The organism is Arthrobacter sp. P1_D4 (assembly GCF_056406115.1).
Genome location: NZ_JBFUAU010000008.1, coordinates 18,380 through 38,103, shown reverse-complemented (window position 1 = coordinate 38,103; position 19,724 = coordinate 18,380). Strand labels below are relative to the sequence as shown.

Annotated in this window: 17 protein-coding genes; 12 read left to right on the top strand and 5 right to left on the bottom strand. The window is 69.0% G+C overall.

Features of this window, described 5'->3' with window-relative positions; translation table 11 throughout:
• Positions 1–29: 29 nt before the first annotated feature.
• Entirely contained in the window at positions 30–503 is a 474-nt protein-coding gene (locus AC1D0A_RS08865; protein WP_476871293.1) for an RrF2 family transcriptional regulator, read from the bottom strand.
• A gap of 133 nt (positions 504–636) precedes the next feature.
• Here AC1D0A_RS08865 and AC1D0A_RS08860 point away from each other — a divergent pair, with 133 nt between their 5' ends.
• Positions 637–2,376, top strand: coding sequence for a phospho-sugar mutase (locus AC1D0A_RS08860; RefSeq protein WP_476945624.1), 1,740 nt, complete (start codon positions 637–639; stop codon positions 2,374–2,376).
• Here AC1D0A_RS08860 and nirD read toward each other — a convergent pair.
• A complete protein-coding gene (nirD, locus tag AC1D0A_RS08855; RefSeq protein ID WP_476945623.1) occupies positions 2,373–2,753 on the bottom strand; it encodes a nitrite reductase small subunit NirD in 381 nt (126 codons plus the stop codon). The two genes, AC1D0A_RS08860 and nirD, sit on opposite strands and share 4 nt — an antisense overlap.
• Before the next feature lie 256 nt (positions 2,754–3,009).
• On the opposite strand from nirD, the gene nirB reads away from it, so the two are divergent.
• The 6 genes from nirB (at position 3,010) to AC1D0A_RS08825 (ending at position 10,198) form a co-directional block, all read left to right on the top strand.
• Positions 3,010–5,703, top strand: coding sequence for a nitrite reductase large subunit NirB (gene nirB / locus AC1D0A_RS08850; RefSeq protein ID WP_476945622.1), 2,694 nt, complete (start codon positions 3,010–3,012; stop codon positions 5,701–5,703).
• Between the two features lie 2 nt (positions 5,704–5,705).
• Entirely contained in the window at positions 5,706–6,740 is a 1,035-nt protein-coding gene (cobA, locus tag AC1D0A_RS08845; protein ID WP_476945621.1) for a uroporphyrinogen-III C-methyltransferase, read from the top strand.
• An 8-nt stretch (positions 6,741–6,748) separates the two neighbouring features.
• Positions 6,749–7,987, top strand: a complete 1,239-nt coding sequence (locus AC1D0A_RS08840) for a uroporphyrinogen-III synthase (protein ID WP_476945620.1) — start codon at positions 6,749–6,751, stop codon at positions 7,985–7,987.
• A gap of 184 nt (positions 7,988–8,171) precedes the next feature.
• Positions 8,172–9,068, top strand: a complete 897-nt coding sequence (locus AC1D0A_RS08835; RefSeq protein WP_243179736.1) for an FAD-dependent oxidoreductase — start codon at positions 8,172–8,174, stop codon at positions 9,066–9,068.
• 160 nt (positions 9,069–9,228) lie between these two features.
• Entirely contained in the window at positions 9,229–9,927 is a 699-nt protein-coding gene (deoC, locus tag AC1D0A_RS08830) for a deoxyribose-phosphate aldolase (protein ID WP_243179738.1), read from the top strand.
• A 52-nt stretch (positions 9,928–9,979) separates the two neighbouring features.
• On the top strand, positions 9,980–10,198 hold the full coding sequence (locus tag AC1D0A_RS08825; protein ID WP_028278362.1) for a hypothetical protein: 219 nt from the start codon (positions 9,980–9,982) through the stop codon (positions 10,196–10,198).
• A gap of 71 nt (positions 10,199–10,269) precedes the next feature.
• Here AC1D0A_RS08825 and AC1D0A_RS08820 read toward each other — a convergent pair whose 3' ends face one another.
• Both AC1D0A_RS08820 and mfd read right to left on the bottom strand, forming a co-directional pair.
• On the bottom strand, positions 10,270–11,100 hold the full coding sequence (locus tag AC1D0A_RS08820; RefSeq protein WP_018774647.1) for a metal-dependent hydrolase: 831 nt from the start codon (positions 11,098–11,100) through the stop codon (positions 10,270–10,272).
• Between the two features lie 4 nt (positions 11,101–11,104).
• A complete protein-coding gene (gene mfd, locus AC1D0A_RS08815) occupies positions 11,105–14,776 on the bottom strand; it encodes a transcription-repair coupling factor (RefSeq protein WP_243179750.1) in 3,672 nt (1,223 codons plus the stop codon).
• A 247-nt stretch (positions 14,777–15,023) separates the two neighbouring features.
• Here mfd and AC1D0A_RS08810 point away from each other — a divergent pair, with 247 nt between their 5' ends.
• From AC1D0A_RS08810 to AC1D0A_RS08790, 5 genes are all read left to right on the top strand, one after another.
• Positions 15,024–16,589, top strand: a complete 1,566-nt coding sequence (locus AC1D0A_RS08810) for an SDR family oxidoreductase (RefSeq protein ID WP_476945619.1) — start codon at positions 15,024–15,026, stop codon at positions 16,587–16,589.
• A 47-nt stretch (positions 16,590–16,636) separates the two neighbouring features.
• Positions 16,637–17,134, top strand: a complete 498-nt coding sequence (locus AC1D0A_RS08805; RefSeq protein WP_243179753.1) for a DUF2505 domain-containing protein — start codon at positions 16,637–16,639, stop codon at positions 17,132–17,134.
• A 4-nt stretch (positions 17,135–17,138) separates the two neighbouring features.
• Positions 17,139–17,360, top strand: a complete 222-nt coding sequence (locus AC1D0A_RS08800) for an SCO4848 family membrane protein (RefSeq protein WP_018774651.1) — start codon at positions 17,139–17,141, stop codon at positions 17,358–17,360.
• 153 nt (positions 17,361–17,513) lie between these two features.
• Positions 17,514–17,915 (top strand): VanZ family protein, encoded by a 402-nt coding sequence (locus AC1D0A_RS08795; protein ID WP_243179754.1) that lies wholly within the window; start codon positions 17,514–17,516, stop codon positions 17,913–17,915.
• Positions 17,916–17,943: 28 nt separating this feature from the next.
• Positions 17,944–19,257 carry a UDP-glucose dehydrogenase family protein gene (locus AC1D0A_RS08790; protein WP_243179757.1) on the top strand — a complete coding sequence of 438 codons (1,314 nt, stop codon included), beginning with the start codon at positions 17,944–17,946 and terminating at the stop codon, positions 19,255–19,257.
• Here the strand turns inward: AC1D0A_RS08790 and sufU are convergent.
• Complete coding sequence (sufU, locus tag AC1D0A_RS08785) at positions 19,254–19,724, bottom strand: Fe-S cluster assembly sulfur transfer protein SufU (protein WP_079551640.1); 471 nt, start codon at positions 19,722–19,724, stop codon at positions 19,254–19,256. The two genes, AC1D0A_RS08790 and sufU, sit on opposite strands and share 4 nt — an antisense overlap.

The window sequence follows — 19,724 nt, the reverse complement described above, 5'->3', positions numbered from 1 at the left end:
GCAACAGGTCCTGGGCCACCCGGCTGCGGTTATTCCGCAGCCAGGTAGTCCAGGACCTTTGCCTTGTCCGCCGGGAACCGCCGCTCCATCGAGTCCGCGATCCCGGCGATGCTCTGGCGCGCCAGGGCCTGCCGCCAGGCGAGTTCGGCCTGGCGCATGGTCTGGGAAATCAGGCACGTCCGCGCGAAGTTCTCCTGCCGGTCCGGTTCCGGAACATTTCCGAGGATCGCCTCGCATCGGAACGCCGGGTCCTGGCCCTCGAGCGCCAGCACGATGTCCAGCACGGTGATGTTCTCGGGCCGGCGCGCCAAGAGAAAGCCGCCGCGGGGACCCGACACCGAGTCCAGGACGCCGGCCCGGACCAGCGACTGAAACTGCTTGTTGAGATAGGCCGCCGGGAGTTTGTAGAACTCCGCCAGCCGGGCGCTGTTCACCGGCTCACCGGGCGGTGTCCATGCCATGTTGACGCAACTGTGCACGGCCCACTCGACACCACGGCCCATCTTCATATTCCAGACGTTACGTGTCCGGAAATTTGGGTGTCAAGGTCCCGCGAAAAGCCTCGAGATGGAACTGAAACCCGAACTCTCGATTGTCTGGCCAGGAATCGCCCACGATTGGCGATAGTTTGGTTCCATGACGTCTTCTGATGCCGAACTCGCCCGCCTCCTGAGCGATGCCCGCGATTGGGCAAGCCAGGACCCGGACCCCGCCACCGCCGCCGCCCTCTCCGAACTGGTCCGCCTCACCGACGGGGGCGTCGCCGCGGCCCGCCAGGAACTGGCCGACAGCTTCAGCGGCACCCTGCAGTTCGGCACCGCTGGACTGCGGGCAGCCCTCGGCCCGGGTCCGAACCGGATGAACCGCGTGGTGGTCCGCCGCGCCGCCGCCGGCTTCACCGCCTTCCTCACCAACGCGGTCGGGCAAGCCTCCCCCGGCACCCGGCCGCGCGCCGTCGTCGGTTATGACGCCCGTTACAACTCCGACATTTTCGCCGAGGAAACCGCGGCGATCCTCACCGCGGCGGGGGTTGACACCTTCCTGATGCCGTCCGCGCTGCCCACCCCGCTGCTCGCCTACGCGGTGCGGGCGCTGGACTGCGACGGCGGCGTCATGGTTACCGCCAGCCACAACCCGCCGCAGGACAACGGCTACAAGGTGTACCTCGGCCGTCACGCGGTGGAGGAAAGCGGCCGCGGCGCCCAGATCGTGGCACCCTACGACGCCCTGATAGCGGCGAAGATCGACGCCGTCGGCGCCCTGGACTCCATCGTCCTGGCCGCGGACGGGTGGACCGTGCTGGAGCCCTCGATCGCCGCCGACTACCAGCGCGCCGTCGCGGCCCTGGCAGTCCCTGAGCACTTCCCAGCCCGCGGGCTCAAGATCGTCCTGACCCCCATGCACGGGGTGGGCGGGGAAACGGCCGTGGCGGTGCTGAACGCCGCCGGATTCGACGACGTCACGCTCGTCACCGAACAGGCGCAGCCGGATCCGGACTTCCCCACGGTGAACTTCCCGAACCCGGAGGAGCCCGGGGCGCTGGATCTTGCCCTCGAGGCGGCGACGCGCGAGGACGCCGACATAGTGATCGCCAACGATCCCGACGCCGACCGGGCAGCGGTGGCGGCGAAGGATCCTGATACCGGCGCGTGGCGCATGCTGCGCGGCGACGAGGTAGGCGCATTGCTCGGTGCCCACGTCGTGGCGCGGCAGGCCGCCAGTGGCGAAGCACCGGCCGGCGTGTTCGCCAACTCGATCGTGTCCTCCCGGCTGCTGGCGCGGATCGCGGCCGCGGCAGGTTACGCGCACGAGGAAACCCTGACCGGTTTCAAGTGGATTGCCCGGGTGCCGGGGCTGGTCTTCGGCTACGAGGAGGCGCTGGGCTACTGTGTTGCTCCGTCGCTGGTGCGCGACAAGGACGGCATTTCGGCCGCGGTCCTCATTGCCGAACTCGCGGCGGCCGCAAAGGCCGAGGGCAAGACGATCTTTGACACCCTGGACGAGCTGTACCTGGTGCACGGGCTGCACGCGAGCGACCAGCTCAGCATCCGGGTGGCGGACCTCGGCCTGCTGGACGCGATGATGAACCGGCTGCGCGTGAACCCGCCGGAATCGTTCGGCGGCTCCGGCGTCGAGGCCGTCAAGGACCTTGCCGAGGGCAGCGAACTCCTCCCGCCCACCGAGGGCCTGCTGTACCTGACCCGGGACCTCAGCCGTGTGATCATCCGTCCCAGCGGCACGGAACCGAAGCTCAAGTGCTACCTGGAAGTCATCCGCAGTGTCGGCTCGGCCGCCGAGCTTCCGGCAGCCCGGGACGAGGCCCGCACGGCCCTGGACGGCGTCCTTGCGGACGTCCGCGAGGCACTGGGCCTCTAGAGCTGCACCTCAATGTACCCGCCCACAATCCGGGTACCGAAGGTGGCGAGGCGGAGTTCCGGGCTGCCGAGGCATTCTCCCGTGCCGAGGTCGTAGACCTCCTTGTGCAACGGCGATGCCACCGTGGGCCGGTCCCCGCGGGATCCGGTGATGCCGCGTGCCATGACGTTCGCCCCGGTGGCCGGGTCCTCCTGCGCGACGGCGAAAACCTCACCGGACAGGGTGCGGAACACGGCCACCTGGCGGCCCGCAATCAGTGCCGCCTCGCCCCAGGCGGGTTCCAGGTCCGCCACGGCGCACACCCGGTGCCAGCCGGCTGCGGCTCCAGTAATTTGGTCCTCAACGTCGTGTACGGCGGTTTCAAGTACGGCGGTCATCCCGGCCCCTCTCTGATACATCCCTTACGGGCTCAACCGCTGCTGCGGCCACATATTCAAGCTAGGCGCGCGGTGTTTCATCCGGACGCTCCGGATGTGTCCGGCGCGTAAAAGAGAGCTCACACGGCGGGAAATGCATTCGTGATGCAGAAGTTAAGATCACGAAACATAAGGGAAACTGAAGCGAAATTCCGGTTGCCTAGTCTGGGACGACAAGCTGCAGAGCACCGTCTGCGGCCCATGCGAAAGGCCCACCGTGACCGGACACCCCTCAAGCCACCCGAACCAGGGCGCAACCAGCGCCGCCCCGCGCCGTATTGTGGTGGCTGGCGGCGGCCCCGCAGCGCACCGTTTCGCCGATGCCATGCACGCCCGCGGACTCGATGGCTGGCACGTTACCGTCCTCACCGAGGAAGCCCACCTCCCCTATGACCGCGTCGCGCTGAGCAAGGCACTCACCGACAGCGACGTCGACCTCACCCTGGGCAGCGCTTCCATGTGGGACCACACGGCCCTGAGCCTCAAGACCGGCGAGCGCGTCACCAGCATCGACGCGGCCGGCAAGACCGTCCAGACCGCGGCGGGAACCGTCTATCCGTATGACGAGCTGGTGGTCGCGACGGGCTCGGACGCTGCCCGCCTGCCCATCCCGGGCGCCGAACTCACCCATGTGTACCGCACCCTTGAGGACGTCTGGTCCATCAACAAGGCCATCGCGGACCTCACCGCGAAGCTGGGCCGGAAGGTCAACGCGGTCACCATCGGCGGCGGTCTGCTGGGCCTGGAATCAGCCGCCGGCACCGAACAGCTCGGCGCCACCCCGATCGTCATCAACGGCTCGCCGTGGCTCATGAACACCCAGCTGGACGAGGGTGCCGGGCAGGCCCTCGGCCGGCTGATCGAGGCCAAGGGCTTCACTGTCCACGGCGGGGTGTTCCCCTCCGAGGTCCTCTCCGACGACGACGGCCAGGTCACCGGCGTCCTCATGGCCGACGGCCGGATAATCGACGCCGACATCGTGATCGTCGCGATCGGCGTGCGGCCCCGCGACGAGCTGTTCCGGGCCGCAGAGGGCGCACCGCAGCAGTTCCAGCTCGGCCAGCGCGGCGGCGTCGTCATCTCCGACGACTGCTCCACGGAGGTTCCCGGCATCTGGGCGATCGGCGAGGTCGCCAACTTCGGCGGCATGTGCCTGGGCCTCGTGGCCCCGGCCAACACGATGGCCGAAATCGTCGCGGACCGGCTGCACGGCGGCGACGCGACCTTCCCCGGCTTCGACACCGCCACCAAGCTCAAGCTCTCCGGCGTCGACGTCGCCAGCTTCGGTGACGCCTTCGCCCGCACCGAACACGCGCTCGAGATCGTCTACGCCGACCCCGCCCGCGGCGTCTACCAGAAGATCGTCACCACCGACGATGCCAAGACCCTGCTCGGCGGCATCTTCGTCGGCGACGCCTCGCCCTACACCTCCCTGCGCCCCATGCTGGGCCGCGAACTGGCCGCCGAACCCGGCGCCTACCTCACCGCGGCCGGCGGCGGCGACGCCGGGGACGAAGTCTTGGAGATCCAACTGCCGGATGACGCCATCCTGTGTTCCTGCAACAACGTCTCGGCCGGAACCATCCGTGACACCGTCAACGGCTGCGGGGCCTGCGACGGCAACGCGCCGGTCCGGGAACTCGGCGAGCTCAAGGGCTGCACCCGCGCCGGCACCAGCTGCGGTTCCTGCGTGCCGATGCTCAAGAAGCTGCTCGAAACCGAACTGGCCAAGTCCGGCGTCGAGGTCTCCAAGGCCCTGTGCGAACACATCGAGCTCTCCCGCCAGGAACTCTTCGACGCCATCCGGGTCCTGGAGCTGACCTCCTTCGAGGAGATCATGGCCAAATACGGCACCGGCGCCGGCTGCGACATCTGCAAGCCGACCATCGCCAACATCCTCGCCAGCCAGAACAGCGCCTACGTCCTGGACGCCGGCCGCGGCACCCTGCAGGACACCAACGACCGCGCCCTGGCCAACATGCAGAAGGACGGCACCTACTCGGTGGTCCCGCGGATCGCCGGCGGCGAGATCACCCCGAAGAAACTCGGTGTGATCGCCGCTGTCGCCGAGCAGTACGGCCTCTACACCAAGATCACCGGCGGGCAGCGGATCGACATGTTCGGCGCCCGGCTGGAGCAGCTGCCCGAAATCTGGAAGGTCCTGGTCGATGCCGGCTTCGAATCCGGCCAGGCCTACGGCAAGAGCCTGCGCACGGTGAAGTCCTGCGTCGGCTCCACCTGGTGCCGCTTCGGGGTCCAGGATTCGGTGGCCATGGCCATCGCGCTCGAGTTGCGCTACCGCGGCCTCCGCAGCCCGCACAAGCTGAAGATGGGCGTCTCCGGCTGCGCCCGCGAATGTGCGGAGGCCCGGGGCAAGGACGTCGGCGTCATCGCCACCGCCGACGGCTGGAACCTGTACGTCGGCGGCAACGGCGGCGCCACCCCGGCGCACGCCCAACTGCTGGCCAAGGACCTCGACGACGAAACCCTGATCAGGTACATCGACCGCTACTTCATGTACTACATCCGCACGGCCGACCGGCTGCAGCGCACCGCGCGCTGGCAGGAAGAGCTCGACGGCGGCATCAAGCACGTCGAGGACGTGGTGGTGCACGACACCCTGGGCATTGCCGCGGACCTCGAAGCCGCCATGGCCAAGCACGTTGACACCTACGTCGACGAATGGGCCGACACCCTGAAGGATCCCGAGCGCCTCCGCCGCTTCCGCTCCTTCGTCAACGCCCCGGACCAGAAAGACGATTCGATCACCTTCGTCTCCGACGAGCGCGGCCAGATGCGCCCCGCGACTGCGGAGGAGAAGGCGCGGGCCGGGCAGCAGCCGGTCCTGATCGGGGCTTCCATCCCGGTCCGAGCCACCACCCCGGGACTGCCTGACGAGAACGAGGTATAGCCATGCAGCTCACCATTGACCTCACCGGACGCGAAGTCCTGGTCACGGGCGCGGACGACGCCGCCCGTCAGGCCGTGCGGCGCTATAAGGCGGCCGGCGCCGTCGTGTTCCGCCTCAGCACCCCGCAGGGCGCCGGCATTGACGGCCCGCTGCCCGAGCGCCCGTTCCTGGTGGCGGCGGTCGACGACGGCCAGCCGGGCTGGGAGGCCCTCCTGGGCCGGTGCCGTGCCACCGGCATCCCGGTCGCGGCCGAGCCCCCGGCCGGCCCGGCGGGCCACGTCACGTTAGTCGGCGGCGGACCCGGGACCACCGAGCTGCTCACGGTCGCCGCCGTCGCCGCGCTGCGCGATGCCGACGTCGTCTTCTACGACCGGCTCGCCCCGTACCAGGACCTGCCGTCCCTGACCTCGGCAGAGCTCGTGGATGTGGGCAAGAAGCCCGGCCACCACAAGGTCAGCCAGGCCGACATCGAAAAGCTCATGGTGGAAAGCGCGCTGGCCGGCAACAACGTGGTCCGCCTCAAGGGCGGGGACCCCTATGTGTTTGGCCGCGGCGGCGAGGAAGTCGCGTCCTGCGTCGCGGCCGGGGTTCCGGTCCGCGTCATCTCCGGCGTCACCAGCGCCATCTCGGTTCCGGCCGCCGCCGGCATCCCGGTCACGCACCGCGACGTCAGCCACATGTTCACCGTGGTCTCCGGCCATGCCCCGCTGACCGAGAACGAACTGACGCACCTCGCCGGGCTCGGTGGAACCATTGTGGTCCTGATGGGCATCGGCACCCTGCACCACCTCGCGGCCGGACTCCGCCGGGCCGGAATGCGGGCCGACATGCCGATGGCGGTCGTCGAACGCGGCTACCGCCCCGGCCAGCGCACCACGATCGCCGAGCTGGGCACCATCACCTCCGCAGCCGCGGGCTGCAGCAACCCCGCCGTCCTGGTGATCGGGGACGTTGTCCGGGTGGCCGAAGCCAACCGGGGCTGTGCCGGTGCCACGGCAGAGCTCGACCGTCTTGCTGCATCACTGATGGAGGCGTAAGGATTCCCATGAGCGCATTGAACGCCGTCGCCGCAGCCCTCCCGGAGCCCGGCGCACCACTGTCCCCCTTGAACCCCGCCCTAGCCTCCGCACTGACCGTCGGCGGCCCCGCCGGCTCATCCGCGCCGGAACCCGCCGAGGACGCGACCGACCGGGACCTTCCCCTGGACGGCTTCCGGATCGGCGTCACCTCGCACCGCCGTTCGCAGGACCTTATTGAGGCCCTGGAACGCCGCGGTGCCGAGGTGCTTCACGCCCCGGCACTGAAAATCGCCCCGGTCCGGGAGGACCAGAGCCTGATCGAGGACACCCGGGCGATCATCGCCGCCCGGCCCGATCTTTGCATCGCGACCACCGCCTACGGCATGCGCCGCTGGTGCGAGGCCGCGGACACGTTTGGCATTGGCGACCAGCTGCTGGAGACCCTCTCCGCGACCCGGATGTTCGTCCGCGGGCCCAAAGCCCGCGGCGCCGTGCGCGCCGCCGGGCTCGCCGACGTCGGAATCAGCAGCGACGAAACCACGTCCACGCTCGTGGACATGCTCCTGGCCGAGGGTGTGCGCGGCAAGACAGTCGCGGTGCAGCTGCACGGCTACACCGATGTCCGCCAGCTCGAGCGCCTGCGCATGTCCGGGGCCGCCGTCCTGACGGTCACCCCGTACCGCTGGGTCAAGCCCGACGGCGCCGACCGGCTGCCCAAGCTGATCGAAGCCGCGTGCAGCGGCAACCTCGATGTCCTGACGTTCACCAGCGCGCCCGCCGTGGACGCCATGTGGAGCACGGCGCACGAGATGGGCGTCTACAAACAGCTCGTGGAGAGCCTGAAGACCACTGTGGCGACCGCCGTCGTCGGGCCCATCACCGCGCAGCCGCTGCTCGATGCCGGGCTGCACCCGCTGATCCCGGAACGGTTCCGGATGGGCGCCCTGATCCGGCTGGTCTGCGAGCACCTGGCACTCAACCACGTCCGCCGGCTCGACACCGTTTCCGGCAGGGTGGAGTTGCGCGGCCGCTCGCTGCGCATCAACGGCGAGCCGGTCGAGATGGCGCCCGCACCGCTGTTGCTGCTGCGCGCGCTCATCGGCGCCGGCGGGGCTGTGCTCTCCCGCGAGGCGCTCTCGGACCTGCTGGAGCTGCGCGGTTCCGTGCATGCCCTGGACATGACAGTCAGCCGGCTGCGGTCCGCGCTGCCGGACACCCGGCTGGTGGAAACCGTGGTGAAACGCGGCTACCGGATCAGGGTCTAACCCAACGCGGGGTGCCGGCCTTCGAGACGGTGTGACCCACGGCATTACCGGCCGGTAAATACTGGCGAACGGGCAGGGCAGAAGCGGCAACACCCGGGAAACACCCCGGAAAAATCGGACGCCTACGCTGGGGGTCATCAAGCACACCGGCCACACGATGGCCACCCAGCGAAAGGGCCAGCACATGTCCGCTCCGGCAATGTCTCCCATCTCCACTTCCTCCCTGACAGGCGCTTCGGCTGCCGCCACCACGGCCGCCCGGCCCAGGATCGTCATCGCCGGCGCCGGCCGGGCCGCCCAGGCGCTCGTCCGGCAGCTCACCCGGACCCCGTTCGCCGGCGCCATCACCGTCCTCAGCAACCGGGACGACGCCCCCGAGGAATTGCTGGAGCTCGCCGTCCTGCCCCAGGTATCCGTCCGCTTCGGCCAGCCGGCCAGCTATATCGACGCGGAAAACCGCCGCGTGACCACCGCCGACGGCATGGAGTTCGACTACGACGAGCTCGTCATCGCCACCGGTTCCGCCCCCGCCGAGGCACCGGTGGAAGGTGCCGCCCGCTGCCTGAGCTATTCCACGATCGACGACGCCGCCGGGCTGGGCGAGGCCGTCAAGGACGTCACCCGGGTCCTGGGCCGCCGCCCCCTCGGCATCCTGGTCGGCACGGGTTCGGCCGCCGGCCAGGCCGAGGCCGTGCTCCGGTCCCGCGGCGTCCGCCCGGTCCGCACGACCGTGCGTCCCGCCGCCGTCGTTCCCACCGCCGCCGGGTCCGCCCTGCCGGCGTCGGGCATCGTCTTCGAGGACGGCTCCAGCATGAACGGTGACCTCGTGATCCTCGCCGAGGAGCGCATCGCCCGCGACGAGCTGGCCGCCACGGCCGGGCTCGCCACCGCTGCCGGCGGCGGGATCGTCATCGGCCAGGACTTCCGCACCTCCGTGCCGGGCATCTGGGCGATCGGTGACGCGGCAGCCTACGACGGCGTCCGGCTGGGGCTGCTCGTGGCCTCCGGTTCCGCGGCGTCGGTGTGCGCTTCCCAGTTGCTTCAGGCCACCATGGGCCGGCCCCTGGCGGCCGCCGCCTGAGGTGCCGGGGAGGCCCGGCCGGGGGCATCCGCCGGGCACATTCCTATGGCAAGATGGTTCCCTGATAAGCCGCGCACCACGCGGCGCCGCCAGGGCCCGCAGGCCCACAAGGCCAGGGAAGGGACCGCCGCGTCCCAGGCCCGCCACGAAAGGGACCACCATGAGCCAAGAAGCCGCCACCGGGGGAACGCCCAACATCGCCTCCTACATCGACCACACCCTGCTCAAGCCGGAGGCCAGCGAGGCGGAGATCCTCAAGGTCTGCGCCGAGGCGGCGGAGTACCACTTCAAGTCGGTGTGCGTGAACCCGGTCTGGGTCAAGACCGTCAAGAAAGCGCTCAAGGCATCCGGCGTCCTGACGTGCTCCGTGGTGGGATTCCCCCTGGGCGCCACGCCGAGCGACGTCAAGGCCTTCGAGGCCCGCGGCGCGGTCCTGGACGGTGCCGAAGAAGTGGACATGGTCATCAACATCGCCGCGGCCCGTGCCAATGACAAGGGCGCGCTGGTGGATGACATCGCCGCCGTCGCGGCCGCCGTGCACGAGGGCGGAGCCATCCTGAAGGTCATCATCGAAACGGCGCTGCTGGGCGATGACCAGAAGGTGCTCGCCTGCGAGGCCGCCGTGGAAGCCGGGGCGGACTTCGTGAAGACCTCCACGGGCTTCAACGGCGGCGGGGCCACCGCCGAGGACGTCGCGCTCATGCGCCGCACCGTCGGCCCGGACCTGGGTGTCAAGGCCTCCGGCGGCGTGCGTTCCCTGGCCGATGCTCAGGCTATGATTGCTGCAGGTGCAACACGTATTGGCGCCAGCTCCGGTATCGCGATCGTCAAGGGTGAACAGGGTTCGTCCGCGTACTGACCGTGCCGGCACCGCCCACAGTTTTGAGCCCCCCGGGGCCGAGGAGGAACGAATGTCCAGCAACACCACCCCGCAGACCGAGAACAGCCTCGGCTCGACCATCGTCATCTTTGCCGCGATGATGGTCCTGTTCCTCGGTGCGATCTACTCGCTGTCCTTCCTGACGCTGGAAAACACCTGGCCGATGGCCGTCTGCCTGATTCTCTTCGCCGCCGCGTTCTGGATCCCGCAGACCCTGCTGGGCCGCTCGGATTCGGCCGGCGAAAACTAGGCCACTCCTGACCCTTAAAAGACTGAAGCTCCGGTTCATCCGGAGCTTCAGTCATTTAACCGGTGGCAGTCCTAGCCGGGCACCAGCGCGAACAGGCCCTTGACCAGCCCCGTGCCGAGCGCCAGGGCCGCGGGGAAGTGCGCCTTGGCCACCGCCAGCCCGGCGCCAAACATCCCCACCATGGCGTAGCCGCTCACCGGGATCAGGACGAACCATTCCCGCCGCGAACCCGCCCGGCCCAGCAGCGGGATGGAGAACGCCCCGTTGGCCCTCCAAATGTTCTTCAGCAGCGGCAGTTTCCGCAGGACCTTGGGCGGCTTGATCACCAGTGGCCAGAGCAGCGGCACTCCCCCGGTGGTAATCATGTCGCCCACAATGTGCACCAGCACCCCGGTAAGCATCGAAACCGGCAGCCAGGTCCACTGGTGCGGCGCGAACCACGTCACGAGTCCGGCCATGAGCAGCCCGACGATCCAGTTGCTGATCCAGCCGAATTTCGGGAAGAGCTTCAGTGCCTTCGCGGCGATGTTGATCATGAACATGCACAGCAGGCCGGCCCCGACGGACAGCAGCCCCCACTGGGTCTGCACCTGCCACTGCCCGGCGATCGTGGCCAGCAGCACGAAGAACGCCGCGCCCAGCACCGAATGAGTGCCCTGCCGGTGGCCCCCGCTGGCGTTCTCAATGCCGCGCGCCACCAGGTTGGACAGCGGCGGCAGCGCATGCGCCACCGTGCTGGCGCGATGGTCCCAGTCGCAGACCAGCGCGGTCCCCGCCGTCGCCATCGCGCCGATCACGATTCCGGTGGGATCCAGGGGGTACCAGCCGAGCGCATACGGGCCGGTCGAGGCAATGGCTACCCACGCCGCGGCTCCCGACGCGGCGTGATGTCCTCCCATCATTCTTTTATTTCACCGCCGGTGTGGCAGAGACAGGGGCGTCGGAGAAGATGTTGCGGATCACGCCGTTGGCCCACTCCAGGATCTCGGCGTCCTGCAGGTCCCGGCCGCCGATCCTGGCGGTCTTGGGCTTCGGAACGAGCACGGCGTCCAGGGCCGGCTTCGCCTGCGCGCCCGGGTACATCCGGGTCAGGCGCATGAGCTTGGACTCGGGCAGCTGCGCCGGGGAGAACTTGATGAAGTTGCCCTGCAGCGCGACGTCGGACAATCCGGCCTCGCGGGCGCCCACCCGGAACCGGGCGACGTCGATCAGGTTGGTGGCCGGCAGCGGCAGTTCGCCGTAACGGTCCACGAGCTCCGCGAGGACCTCCTCGATCGCCTCGTAGGTGATGGCGCTGGCGAGTTTGCGGTAAGCCTCCAGGCGCAGCCGTTCGCCCGGCACGTAGTCGTGCGGCAGGTGCGCGTTGACCGGCAGTTCGATCTTCATTTCGGCGGCCTTCTCCTCCGCCTCGCCCCGGTATTCGGCCACGGCCTCGCCGACCAGCCGGATGTAGAGGTCGAAGCCGACACCCTGGATGTGGCCGGACTGCTCGCCGCCGAGCAGGTTGCCGGCGCCGCGGATCTCCAGGTCCTTCATGGCCAGCTGCATGCCGGCGCCGAGCTCGTTGTGCGTCGCGACGGCCTTGAGCCGTTCCAGGGCCACCTCGCCCAGCGGTTTTTCCGAGGGGTAGAGGAAGTAGGCGTAGGCGCGTTCCCGGCCGCGGCCCACACGTCCGCGCAGCTGGTGCAGCTGGGAGAGGCCGTACTTGTCCGCGCCGTCCACGATCAGGGTGTTGGCGTTGGAGATGTCCAGGCCGGTCTCGATGATGGTGGTGCAGACCAGGACGTCGAAGCGCTTTTCCCAGAAGTCCACGATGATCTGTTCCAGCCGGCTCTCGGACATCTGCCCGTGCGCCACCTCCACCCGGGCCTCCGGGACCAGTTCGCGGATCTTCGCCGCGGTGCGGTCGATCGTGGACACCCGGTTGTGGACGAAGAACACCTGGCCTTCGCGCATCAGCTCACGGCGGATCGCGGCGGAAGTCTGCTTGTCCGTGTACGGGCCCACGTACGTCAGCACGGGGTGCCGTTCCTCCGGCGGGGTGGCCAGGGTGGAGGTTTCGCGGATTCCGGTCAGGGACATTTCCAGTGTGCGCGGAATCGGGGTGGCGCTCATGGCCAGGACGTCGACGTTGGTGCGCATCTTCTTCAGCGCTTCCTTGTGTTCGACGCCGAAGCGCTGCTCCTCGTCCACGATCACCAGACCGAGGTCCTTGAAGCCGAAGTCCTTGGACAGCAGCCGGTGCGTGCCGATCACGACGTCCACGGAACCGGCCTTGACGCCGTCGGCGGTTTCCTTGGCCTCCTTGCCGGTCTGGAAGCGGGACAGCGGCTTGACGACCAGGGGGAAGCCGGAAAACCGCTCGGTGAACGTCTCGTAGTGCTGCTGGGCGAGCAGCGTGGTGGGCACCAGCACGGCGACCTGTTTGCCGTCCTGGACCGCCTTGAATGCGGCCCGGACAGCGATCTCTGTCTTGCCGTAGCCGACGTCGCCCGAGATCAGCCGGTCCATCGGGATCTCCCGCTCCATGTCGGCCTTGACCTCGTTGATGGTGGTCAGCTGGTCCGGGGTCTCCACGTACGGGAAGGCCTCCTCCAGTTCCCGCTGCCACGGGGTGTCCGGGCCGAACGCGTAGCCGCGGGAGGCCATCCGGGCCGAGTACAGCCGGATCAGCTCGCCGGCGATCTCCTTGACCGCCTTGCGGGCCTTGGACTTGGTGCTCGCCCAGTCCGCGCCGCCCATCTTGCTCAGCGCCGGGGTGTCGCCGCCCACGTACCGGGTGACCTGGTCCAGCTGATCGGTGGGCACGAAGAGCCGGTCGCCCGGGGCTCCGCGCTTGGACGGGGCGTACTCCAGGACCAGGTATTCACGCATGCCCTCGCCGCCACCGGCAACCTTGCGCTGGATCAGTTCCACGAACCGGCCGATGCCGTGCTGTTCGTGCACCACGGAGTCCCCGGCCACGAGCTGCAGCGGATCCACGGCGTTCCGCCGCTTGGACGGCATCCGGCGCATGTCCTTCGTGGAACCGGCAGAGGTCCGGCCCAGCAGGTCAGCCTCGGTCAGCAGCGCCAGTTTGAGCGGATCCAGGACAAAACCGCGGCCGACGGCGGCGGTGGTCACCTCGATCAGCCCGGCCTGCGGATCGGCCTCGAGCGTGTCCACCCGCGCGCACGGGATGTCGTTGTCGTGGAAGAGTTCGGCGAGGCGCTGCGCCGGGCCCGGGCCCTCGGTGACCACGACGATCCGCCACTGGTCCCGGACGCGGGAGCCGATGAAGTCCATCATTTCCGCCACGTCGCCCTGGTAGCCGCGGGGTTCCCGGGCGTGCAGGTTCAGCACGTCGACGTCGGGCAGCAGCTCCTCGTCGCTGGCCAGCGAGGTGATGGACCACCACGAGACGCCGTGCTCGAGGGCCGCGGTGCGGGTCTCGGTCAGCGAACGGAAGCTGGCCGAGTGCAGGGCAACGGATGCCGCGGAAGTTAAATCGAGCGGTGCGGTGCCGCCGTCGGACGCCGTCGACCAGGCGGCCTCGAGGAATTCCTCGTTCGTGGCGGCGAGGTCGTGCGCCCGGGTGCGGACCTTCTCCGGCTCGATCACCACCGCGATGGAACCCGCCGGGAGCTGGTCCAGGAACGGGACCATGGCGTCCACCAGTACGGGGGCCAGCGATTCCATGCCCTCGACGGCGATGCCGCCGGCGATTTTCTCCAGCATGTCCGCGGCGGCCGGGAGCTGGGACTTCAGGGTGGCGGCGCGGGACATGACGGAGGGTGTGATCAGGATTTCACGGCACGGCGGGGCATGGAGTTCGGTGGGATGGTGCAGGCCGGGCGCGGTCAGCGAGCGCTGGTCGGCGACGGCGAACCAGCGCATCTGGTCCACCTCGTCACCAAAGAACTCGACCCGGATGGGGTGGTCCTCGGTGGGCGGGAAGACGTCCAGCATGCCGCCGCGGACGGCGAATTCGCCGCGGCGGGTCACCATGTCCACCCGGGCGTAGGCGGCGTCGGCCAGGCTCTTGACGACACCGCTGAAGGGGGCCTCCTGGCCGACCTTCAAGGTCACCGGCACCAGTTCGCCGAGGCCGGCGACGATCGGCTGCACGACGGCGCGGACGGGGGCCACCACCACGCGCAGCGCACCGGCGGTGGACGATTCGGGGTGCGCGAGCCGCCGCAGCACCGACAGCCGCCGGCCAACGGTGTCCGAGCGCGGGGAGAGCCGCTCATGCGGCAGCGTCTCCCAGCTGGGGAACTCCGCGATCGTCTCGGCCGGCAGGAAGGCGCGCAGGGCCTCGGTCAGGTCCTCGGCCTCGCGGCCGGTCGCGGTGACGGCCAGGACCACGGGCACTCCCCGGCCAGCCCCTGCAGAGCCGGTTTCGTTTCCCGCCAGGGTCGCGAGTCCGTCCGCCATTTCCGCGAGCAGCGTGGACCGCATTCCGGCCGGGGCGCTGATCTGGTAATCCTCGCTGCGGGCGGCGAACCCGCGGGCGGCCTCGGCCTGGATCCGGGCGTAGTTCCGGTCTTCGGCGAGGACACGGCGCAAACCGGTGAGAGAGGGGCCGTTGAGGCTCATAGCTGTTGCTCCTGATGGGATCACGGGGTGCAGGCAACACGAATAGCCGAAATTCGCGAGAATCCCGGGCCCTCCAAGCCTACCGCGGAGCCTCGGGGCACGCCGACGGGCCCGGCAGGCGGGACCTGCCCGGGGCACCGCCGACGGGGCTAGGCTGGCTTCAGGAGCGGGCGGCCCATCCAACGCGGGCCGCGCACCGAATGGCTTGGTAGGCCACCCGCCAACTGCTGGCTGACAAGGAGTCACCATGAACGGCACAACCGCAACCCCCGAACCCGCTGGAACTCCTGCTCCAGCCCCGCAGGGAGCCACCGCGAAGGCCGCATCCCCTAAGACCGTGCTCGTCACCGGGGCCACCGGTTACATCGGCGGCCGGCTCGTCCCCCGGCTCCTGGAAGCCGGACACAGGGTCAAAGTCGTGGTCCGCACCCCGGCCAAGATCGCCGGCGTGCCCTGGCTGGACGACGTCGAGGTGATCCACAGCAGCCTCGACGACGGGGACGCCCTGCAGGCGGCGCTCGACGGCGTCGACGTCCTGTACTACCTGGTCCATTCCATGGCGGCCGGGGCCGGCTTCGAGGCCAAGGAAAAGACGATGGCCGGGACGGCAGCCCGGGCCGCGGCCGCCGCCGGAGTGGACAGGATCGTCTACCTCGGCGGCCTGCACCCGGCCGGAGCCGAACTGTCCACCCACATGCGCTCCCGCGAAGCGGTGGGGAAGGTGTTCCTGGAAAGCCCGGTGGACGCAGTGGTCTTCCAGGCCGGCGTCGTGATCGGCTCGGGCTCGGCGTCGTTCGAAATGATCCGGCATTTGTCCGAGACGCTGCCGCTGATGCCCGCCCCGAGCTGGGTGCGCAACAAGATCGAGGCGATAGCGGTCCGTGATGTCCTGTACTACCTCGTGGCGGCGGCGTCGCTGGAAGGACCCATCAACCGGACCTTCGACATCGGCTGCCGCCAGGTGCTCAGTTACGCCGGAATGATGCAGGAATACGCCGCCGAGGCCGGCCTGCCGCACCGTGTGGTGCTGGCGCTGCCGGTGCCGGCCCCCAAACTGGCCGGTCTGTGGGTGGCACTGACCACCCCGATCCCGCTCTCCATGTCCCTGCCGCTGGTCGAATCGCTCCAGCACGACGCCGTCGCCGCCGAGCACGACATCGACGCGCACATCCCTGTGCCGGAGGGCGGCCTGACCCCCTACCGGCGGGCCGTGGCCCTCGCCCTGGGCAAGGAACGCGACGGCCAGGTGGAGACCACGTGGGCCAGCGCCGGCGTCGACGCCGATCCCCTGCCGAGCGACCCGGATTGGTCCGGCCACGCCGTGTACGTGGATGAGCGCAGCTTCCAAAGCGACGTGGACCCCAAATATGTGTGGACCGTCATCGAAGGAATCGGCGGCCGGAACGGCTGGTACTCCCTGCCGCTGGCCTGGCAGGTGCGCGGCTGGCTGGACAAGCTCACCGGCGGGGCGGGGCTGCTGCGCGGCCGCCGGCACCCGCACCTGCTGGCCGAGGGCGAGGTGGTGGACTGGTGGCGGGTCGAGCGGATCGACCGTGGCCGGCTGCTGCGGCTGCGGGCCGAAATGCGGGCCCCGGGCCGGGCCTGGCTCGAACTTTCCGTGGAGCCGGAGGGGACGGGCAGCCGCTACCGCCAGCGCGCCATTTTCTTCCCCAAGGGCCTCAGCGGCCGCCTCTACTGGCTCGCAGTGCTGCCGTTCCACAGCGTCATTTTTCCCGCCATGTCGCGGAATATCACCGCCGCCGCCCGGGATCTGGAAAACCTCGAATCCCAGCCAGCCCGGCACACCACGTAGGATGTTGGAGCCCGAAACGTCCACTTCCACATCATGGAGGACCCCCTATGGCCCTGAGTGCATCCACTACCGTTCCGCACAGCGTCGACCGCGTTACCGCGGTTTTCGTCAATGAAGACTTCCTGCGCCACACGAGCGAACTCGTCGGCGGCACCCTGGAATCCTTCGCCGTCGACGGTGACACCGCCGGCGCTTTCAACACCACCACCGTGCGGACCATCCCCACCACCCGGATGCCGGACATTGCCCGGAAATTTGTTGGCGAAAGCCTGAAGGTGACGCAGCTGGAGGCCTGGGAGGCCCCCGCCGCCGACGGCTCCCGGCAGAGCAAGATCTCGCTGAAGGTCTCCGGCGCCCCGCTGGACGTGAATGCTGTCCAGCGTCTCGTGTCCGACGGCGGCAGCACCCGGATCGAGCTCGAGGGCGACGTGACCTCCTCGGTGCCGTTCCTTGGCGGCAAGATCGCCGACGCCGCAGAACCGATGGTCGGCAAGGCCCTGAACCTGCAGTCCCAGCAGGCCCAGGCCTGGCTCGAAAGCCACTGAGCCCGTGGAACTGCCCGCGGTCCTCGCCGTCGTCCTGATCGTCGCCGGCGTCTGGTCCCTGGTTGTCTGGCCGCAGTTCCTGCGCCGGGTCATGAAGGATCCGCGTGCCCGCGACGCCAACGGCAAGGCCACGCGCTTCCTGACCGTCCATGTGGTCCTGGTCAGCATCTCCATGCTGCTGGGGGCCGCGACGGCGGCGATTGGCGTGGCCGGGCTGCTCAGCTAGCATCCGGCACACCGGCCGTCATATGCCCGCCGGTGTGCCGGATTTCCTGCGCTCGTGGCCTGCCGGCGGATAGAATCGGCAAAAAAGTGGACAGCTGAAAGGGGACGCCAATTGCTACCCCGTCGTGCGGCCATGTGGGGGCTGGGGGCTTATGTGCTCATTCTTGGCCTCATTGCGCTCTGGCCCGTTCCCGTGGACCAGGGCGCCTCCGATCTGCTGTTGCGGTCGCTGCGGAAGCTGCACCGCTGGGGTGTCCCCGAATGGTTCGACTATCGGGTGCTCGAACTGGCCGCCAACATGGTCCTGTTCATTCCGTTGGGTGCCTTCGTGGCCCGGATCCTGGGTGCCCGGCTGTGGTGGGGCGGGGCCGCCGTCGGCTTCTTGGTCTCGGTCCTGATTGAGCTCGCCCAGCTTTTCTTCCTCCCGGCGCGCTTTCCCTCCGTCTCCGATGTCGCCGCGAACACTTTCGGCGCCATGATCGGCGCCCTTGCGGCCCTGGTGCTCATGACACTCTCCGCTGCTGTGCGATTCCGCGGTCCACCGCGTACTCTGTGAACAGGCCCGACGGGAGGACAACGAAAGTATGCGGATTTCGGTTATCGGTTGCGGTTATTTGGGCGCTGTTCATGCTGCTTGCATGGCCAAGCTGGGCCACGACGTTGTAGGCATCGACGTCGACGAACACAAGGTGGCGCAACTGTCAGCAGGCCACGCCCCGTTCTATGAACCTGTTTTGGACGATCTGCTGTCCGAGCTGGAAGAATCCGGGCTTCTGCGATTCACCACCGACATGGCCGCCGCCCGCGGCTCCGAGGTCCACTTCATCTGTGTCGGAACCCCTCAAAAACGCGGCGAAAACGGCGCCGATCTGCGCTACGTTGACGCCGCGGTCACGGCTCTGGCCGCCCATCTCTCCCCCGGCGACGTCGTGGCCGGGAAATCCACCGTGCCTGTAGGTACGGCCGCGCGGCTGGCCGAGGTGCTGGCCGAAACCGAGCCCGGCGCGATGCTGGTCTGGAACCCGGAGTTCCTGCGCGAAGGCCACGCCGTAACGGACACCCTGAACCCGGACCGGTTTGTCTACGGGACACCGGACGGAAGCGAAGACCACCCAGCGGTGGCTGTCCTGGACCAGGTCTACGAGACCCCGCTCTCGCGCGGGACACCCCGGCTGGTGACGGACTACGCTACGGCCGAACTCGTCAAGACTGCCGCCAACTCCTTCCTTGCCACCAAGATTTCCTTCATCAACGCCATGGCCGAGGTCTGTGAGGCCACGGGGGCCGATGTCACCCGGCTGGCCGACGCGATCGGGCTGGACGAGCGGATCGGCCGGAAATTCCTGAATGCCGGCATCGGTTTCGGCGGCGGCTGCCTGCCCAAGGACATCCGTGCGTTCATGGCCCGCGCGGGCGAGCTGGGCGCCGACCAGGCGTTGACTTTCCTGCGCGAGGTTGACGCCATCAACATGAGGCGCCGGACCCGGGTCGTGGAACTCACGCGGGAGCTCTGCGGCGGCACCCTGATGGGACAGCGGATCGCCGTCCTGGGCGCGGCCTTCAAGCCCGAAAGCGACGACGTCCGGGACTCCCCCGCGCTGAGCGCTGCCGCGCAGCTGCAGTTGCAGGGCGCTGTGGTGACGGTGACCGACCCCCAGGCCCTGCCCAATGCCGCCAAGCGTTTCCCGGAACTCCAGCTGGAGCCGGACCTTGAGACGACGCTGCAGAAGGCCGATGCCGTGCTGCTGCTGACCGAATGGCAGGCCTACCGGGAACTGGATCCGCACGCGGCCAAGGCGCTCGTGTCCGCGCCGCGCATCCTGGACGGCCGCAATGTCCTGGACCCTGCCAAGTGGCGGGCCGCCGGCTGGACTTACAAGGGCCTGGGCCGTCCCTAGGGCGCGGCCGTCAGCCTGCCAGCGGCCTGGCCGAGTGCGTCCTCCGCGGCCACCCATGAGAGCATGGCGCACTTGACCCGGGCGGCGTAACGGGACACGCCCTCAAACGCGGCGGCGTCGCCCAGCACCTCCGGGTCGGCCGGCACCTTGCCGCGCGAGCGCAGCACCTCGCGGAAGCTGTCTATGACCGTGCGGAGTTCCTCGACGCTCATGCCCTCGGCGAGCTCGGTCAGCACGGATGCCGAGGCCATCGAGATTGAGCAGCCGTCGCCGTCCCAGCGCAGCTCACTGACCTTCCCGCCGGCCACGGACACCCGGACCGTGATTTCGTCGCCGCAGGTCGGATTCAGCTGGTGGGACTGGCCGCTGCTGGCGTCCATGGGTGCGGCCGCGGCGGCCAGGCCGCTGCCGTGCCGGGCCTTGGCGTGTTCCAGGATGATCTGCTGGTAGAGCTGGTCAAGACTCAT

Bases quoted from the DNA above. Each gene is read 5' to 3' on its own strand.
- AC1D0A_RS08865 (WP_476871293.1), bottom strand. From the start codon at position 503: ATGGGCCGTGGTGTCGAGTGGGCCGTGCACAGTTGCGTCAACATGGCA.
- AC1D0A_RS08860 (WP_476945624.1), top strand. From the start codon at position 637: ATGACGTCTTCTGATGCCGAACTCGCCCGCCTCCTGAGCGATGCCCGC.
- nirD (WP_476945623.1), bottom strand. From the start codon at position 2,753: ATGACCGCCGTACTTGAAACCGCCGTACACGACGTTGAGGACCAAATT.
- cobA (WP_476945621.1), top strand. From the start codon at position 5,706: ATGCAGCTCACCATTGACCTCACCGGACGCGAAGTCCTGGTCACGGGC.
- AC1D0A_RS08840 (WP_476945620.1), top strand. From the start codon at position 6,749: ATGAGCGCATTGAACGCCGTCGCCGCAGCCCTCCCGGAGCCCGGCGCA.
- AC1D0A_RS08835 (WP_243179736.1), top strand. From the start codon at position 8,172: ATGTCCGCTCCGGCAATGTCTCCCATCTCCACTTCCTCCCTGACAGGC.
- deoC (WP_243179738.1), top strand. From the start codon at position 9,229: ATGAGCCAAGAAGCCGCCACCGGGGGAACGCCCAACATCGCCTCCTAC.
- AC1D0A_RS08825 (WP_028278362.1), top strand. From the start codon at position 9,980: ATGTCCAGCAACACCACCCCGCAGACCGAGAACAGCCTCGGCTCGACC.
- AC1D0A_RS08820 (WP_018774647.1), bottom strand. From the start codon at position 11,100: ATGATGGGAGGACATCACGCCGCGTCGGGAGCCGCGGCGTGGGTAGCC.
- mfd (WP_243179750.1), bottom strand. From the start codon at position 14,776: ATGAGCCTCAACGGCCCCTCTCTCACCGGTTTGCGCCGTGTCCTCGCC.
- AC1D0A_RS08810 (WP_476945619.1), top strand. From the start codon at position 15,024: ATGAACGGCACAACCGCAACCCCCGAACCCGCTGGAACTCCTGCTCCA.
- AC1D0A_RS08805 (WP_243179753.1), top strand. From the start codon at position 16,637: ATGGCCCTGAGTGCATCCACTACCGTTCCGCACAGCGTCGACCGCGTT.
- AC1D0A_RS08790 (WP_243179757.1), top strand. From the start codon at position 17,944: ATGCGGATTTCGGTTATCGGTTGCGGTTATTTGGGCGCTGTTCATGCT.
- sufU (WP_079551640.1), bottom strand. From the start codon at position 19,724: ATGAGTCTTGACCAGCTCTACCAGCAGATCATCCTGGAACACGCCAAG.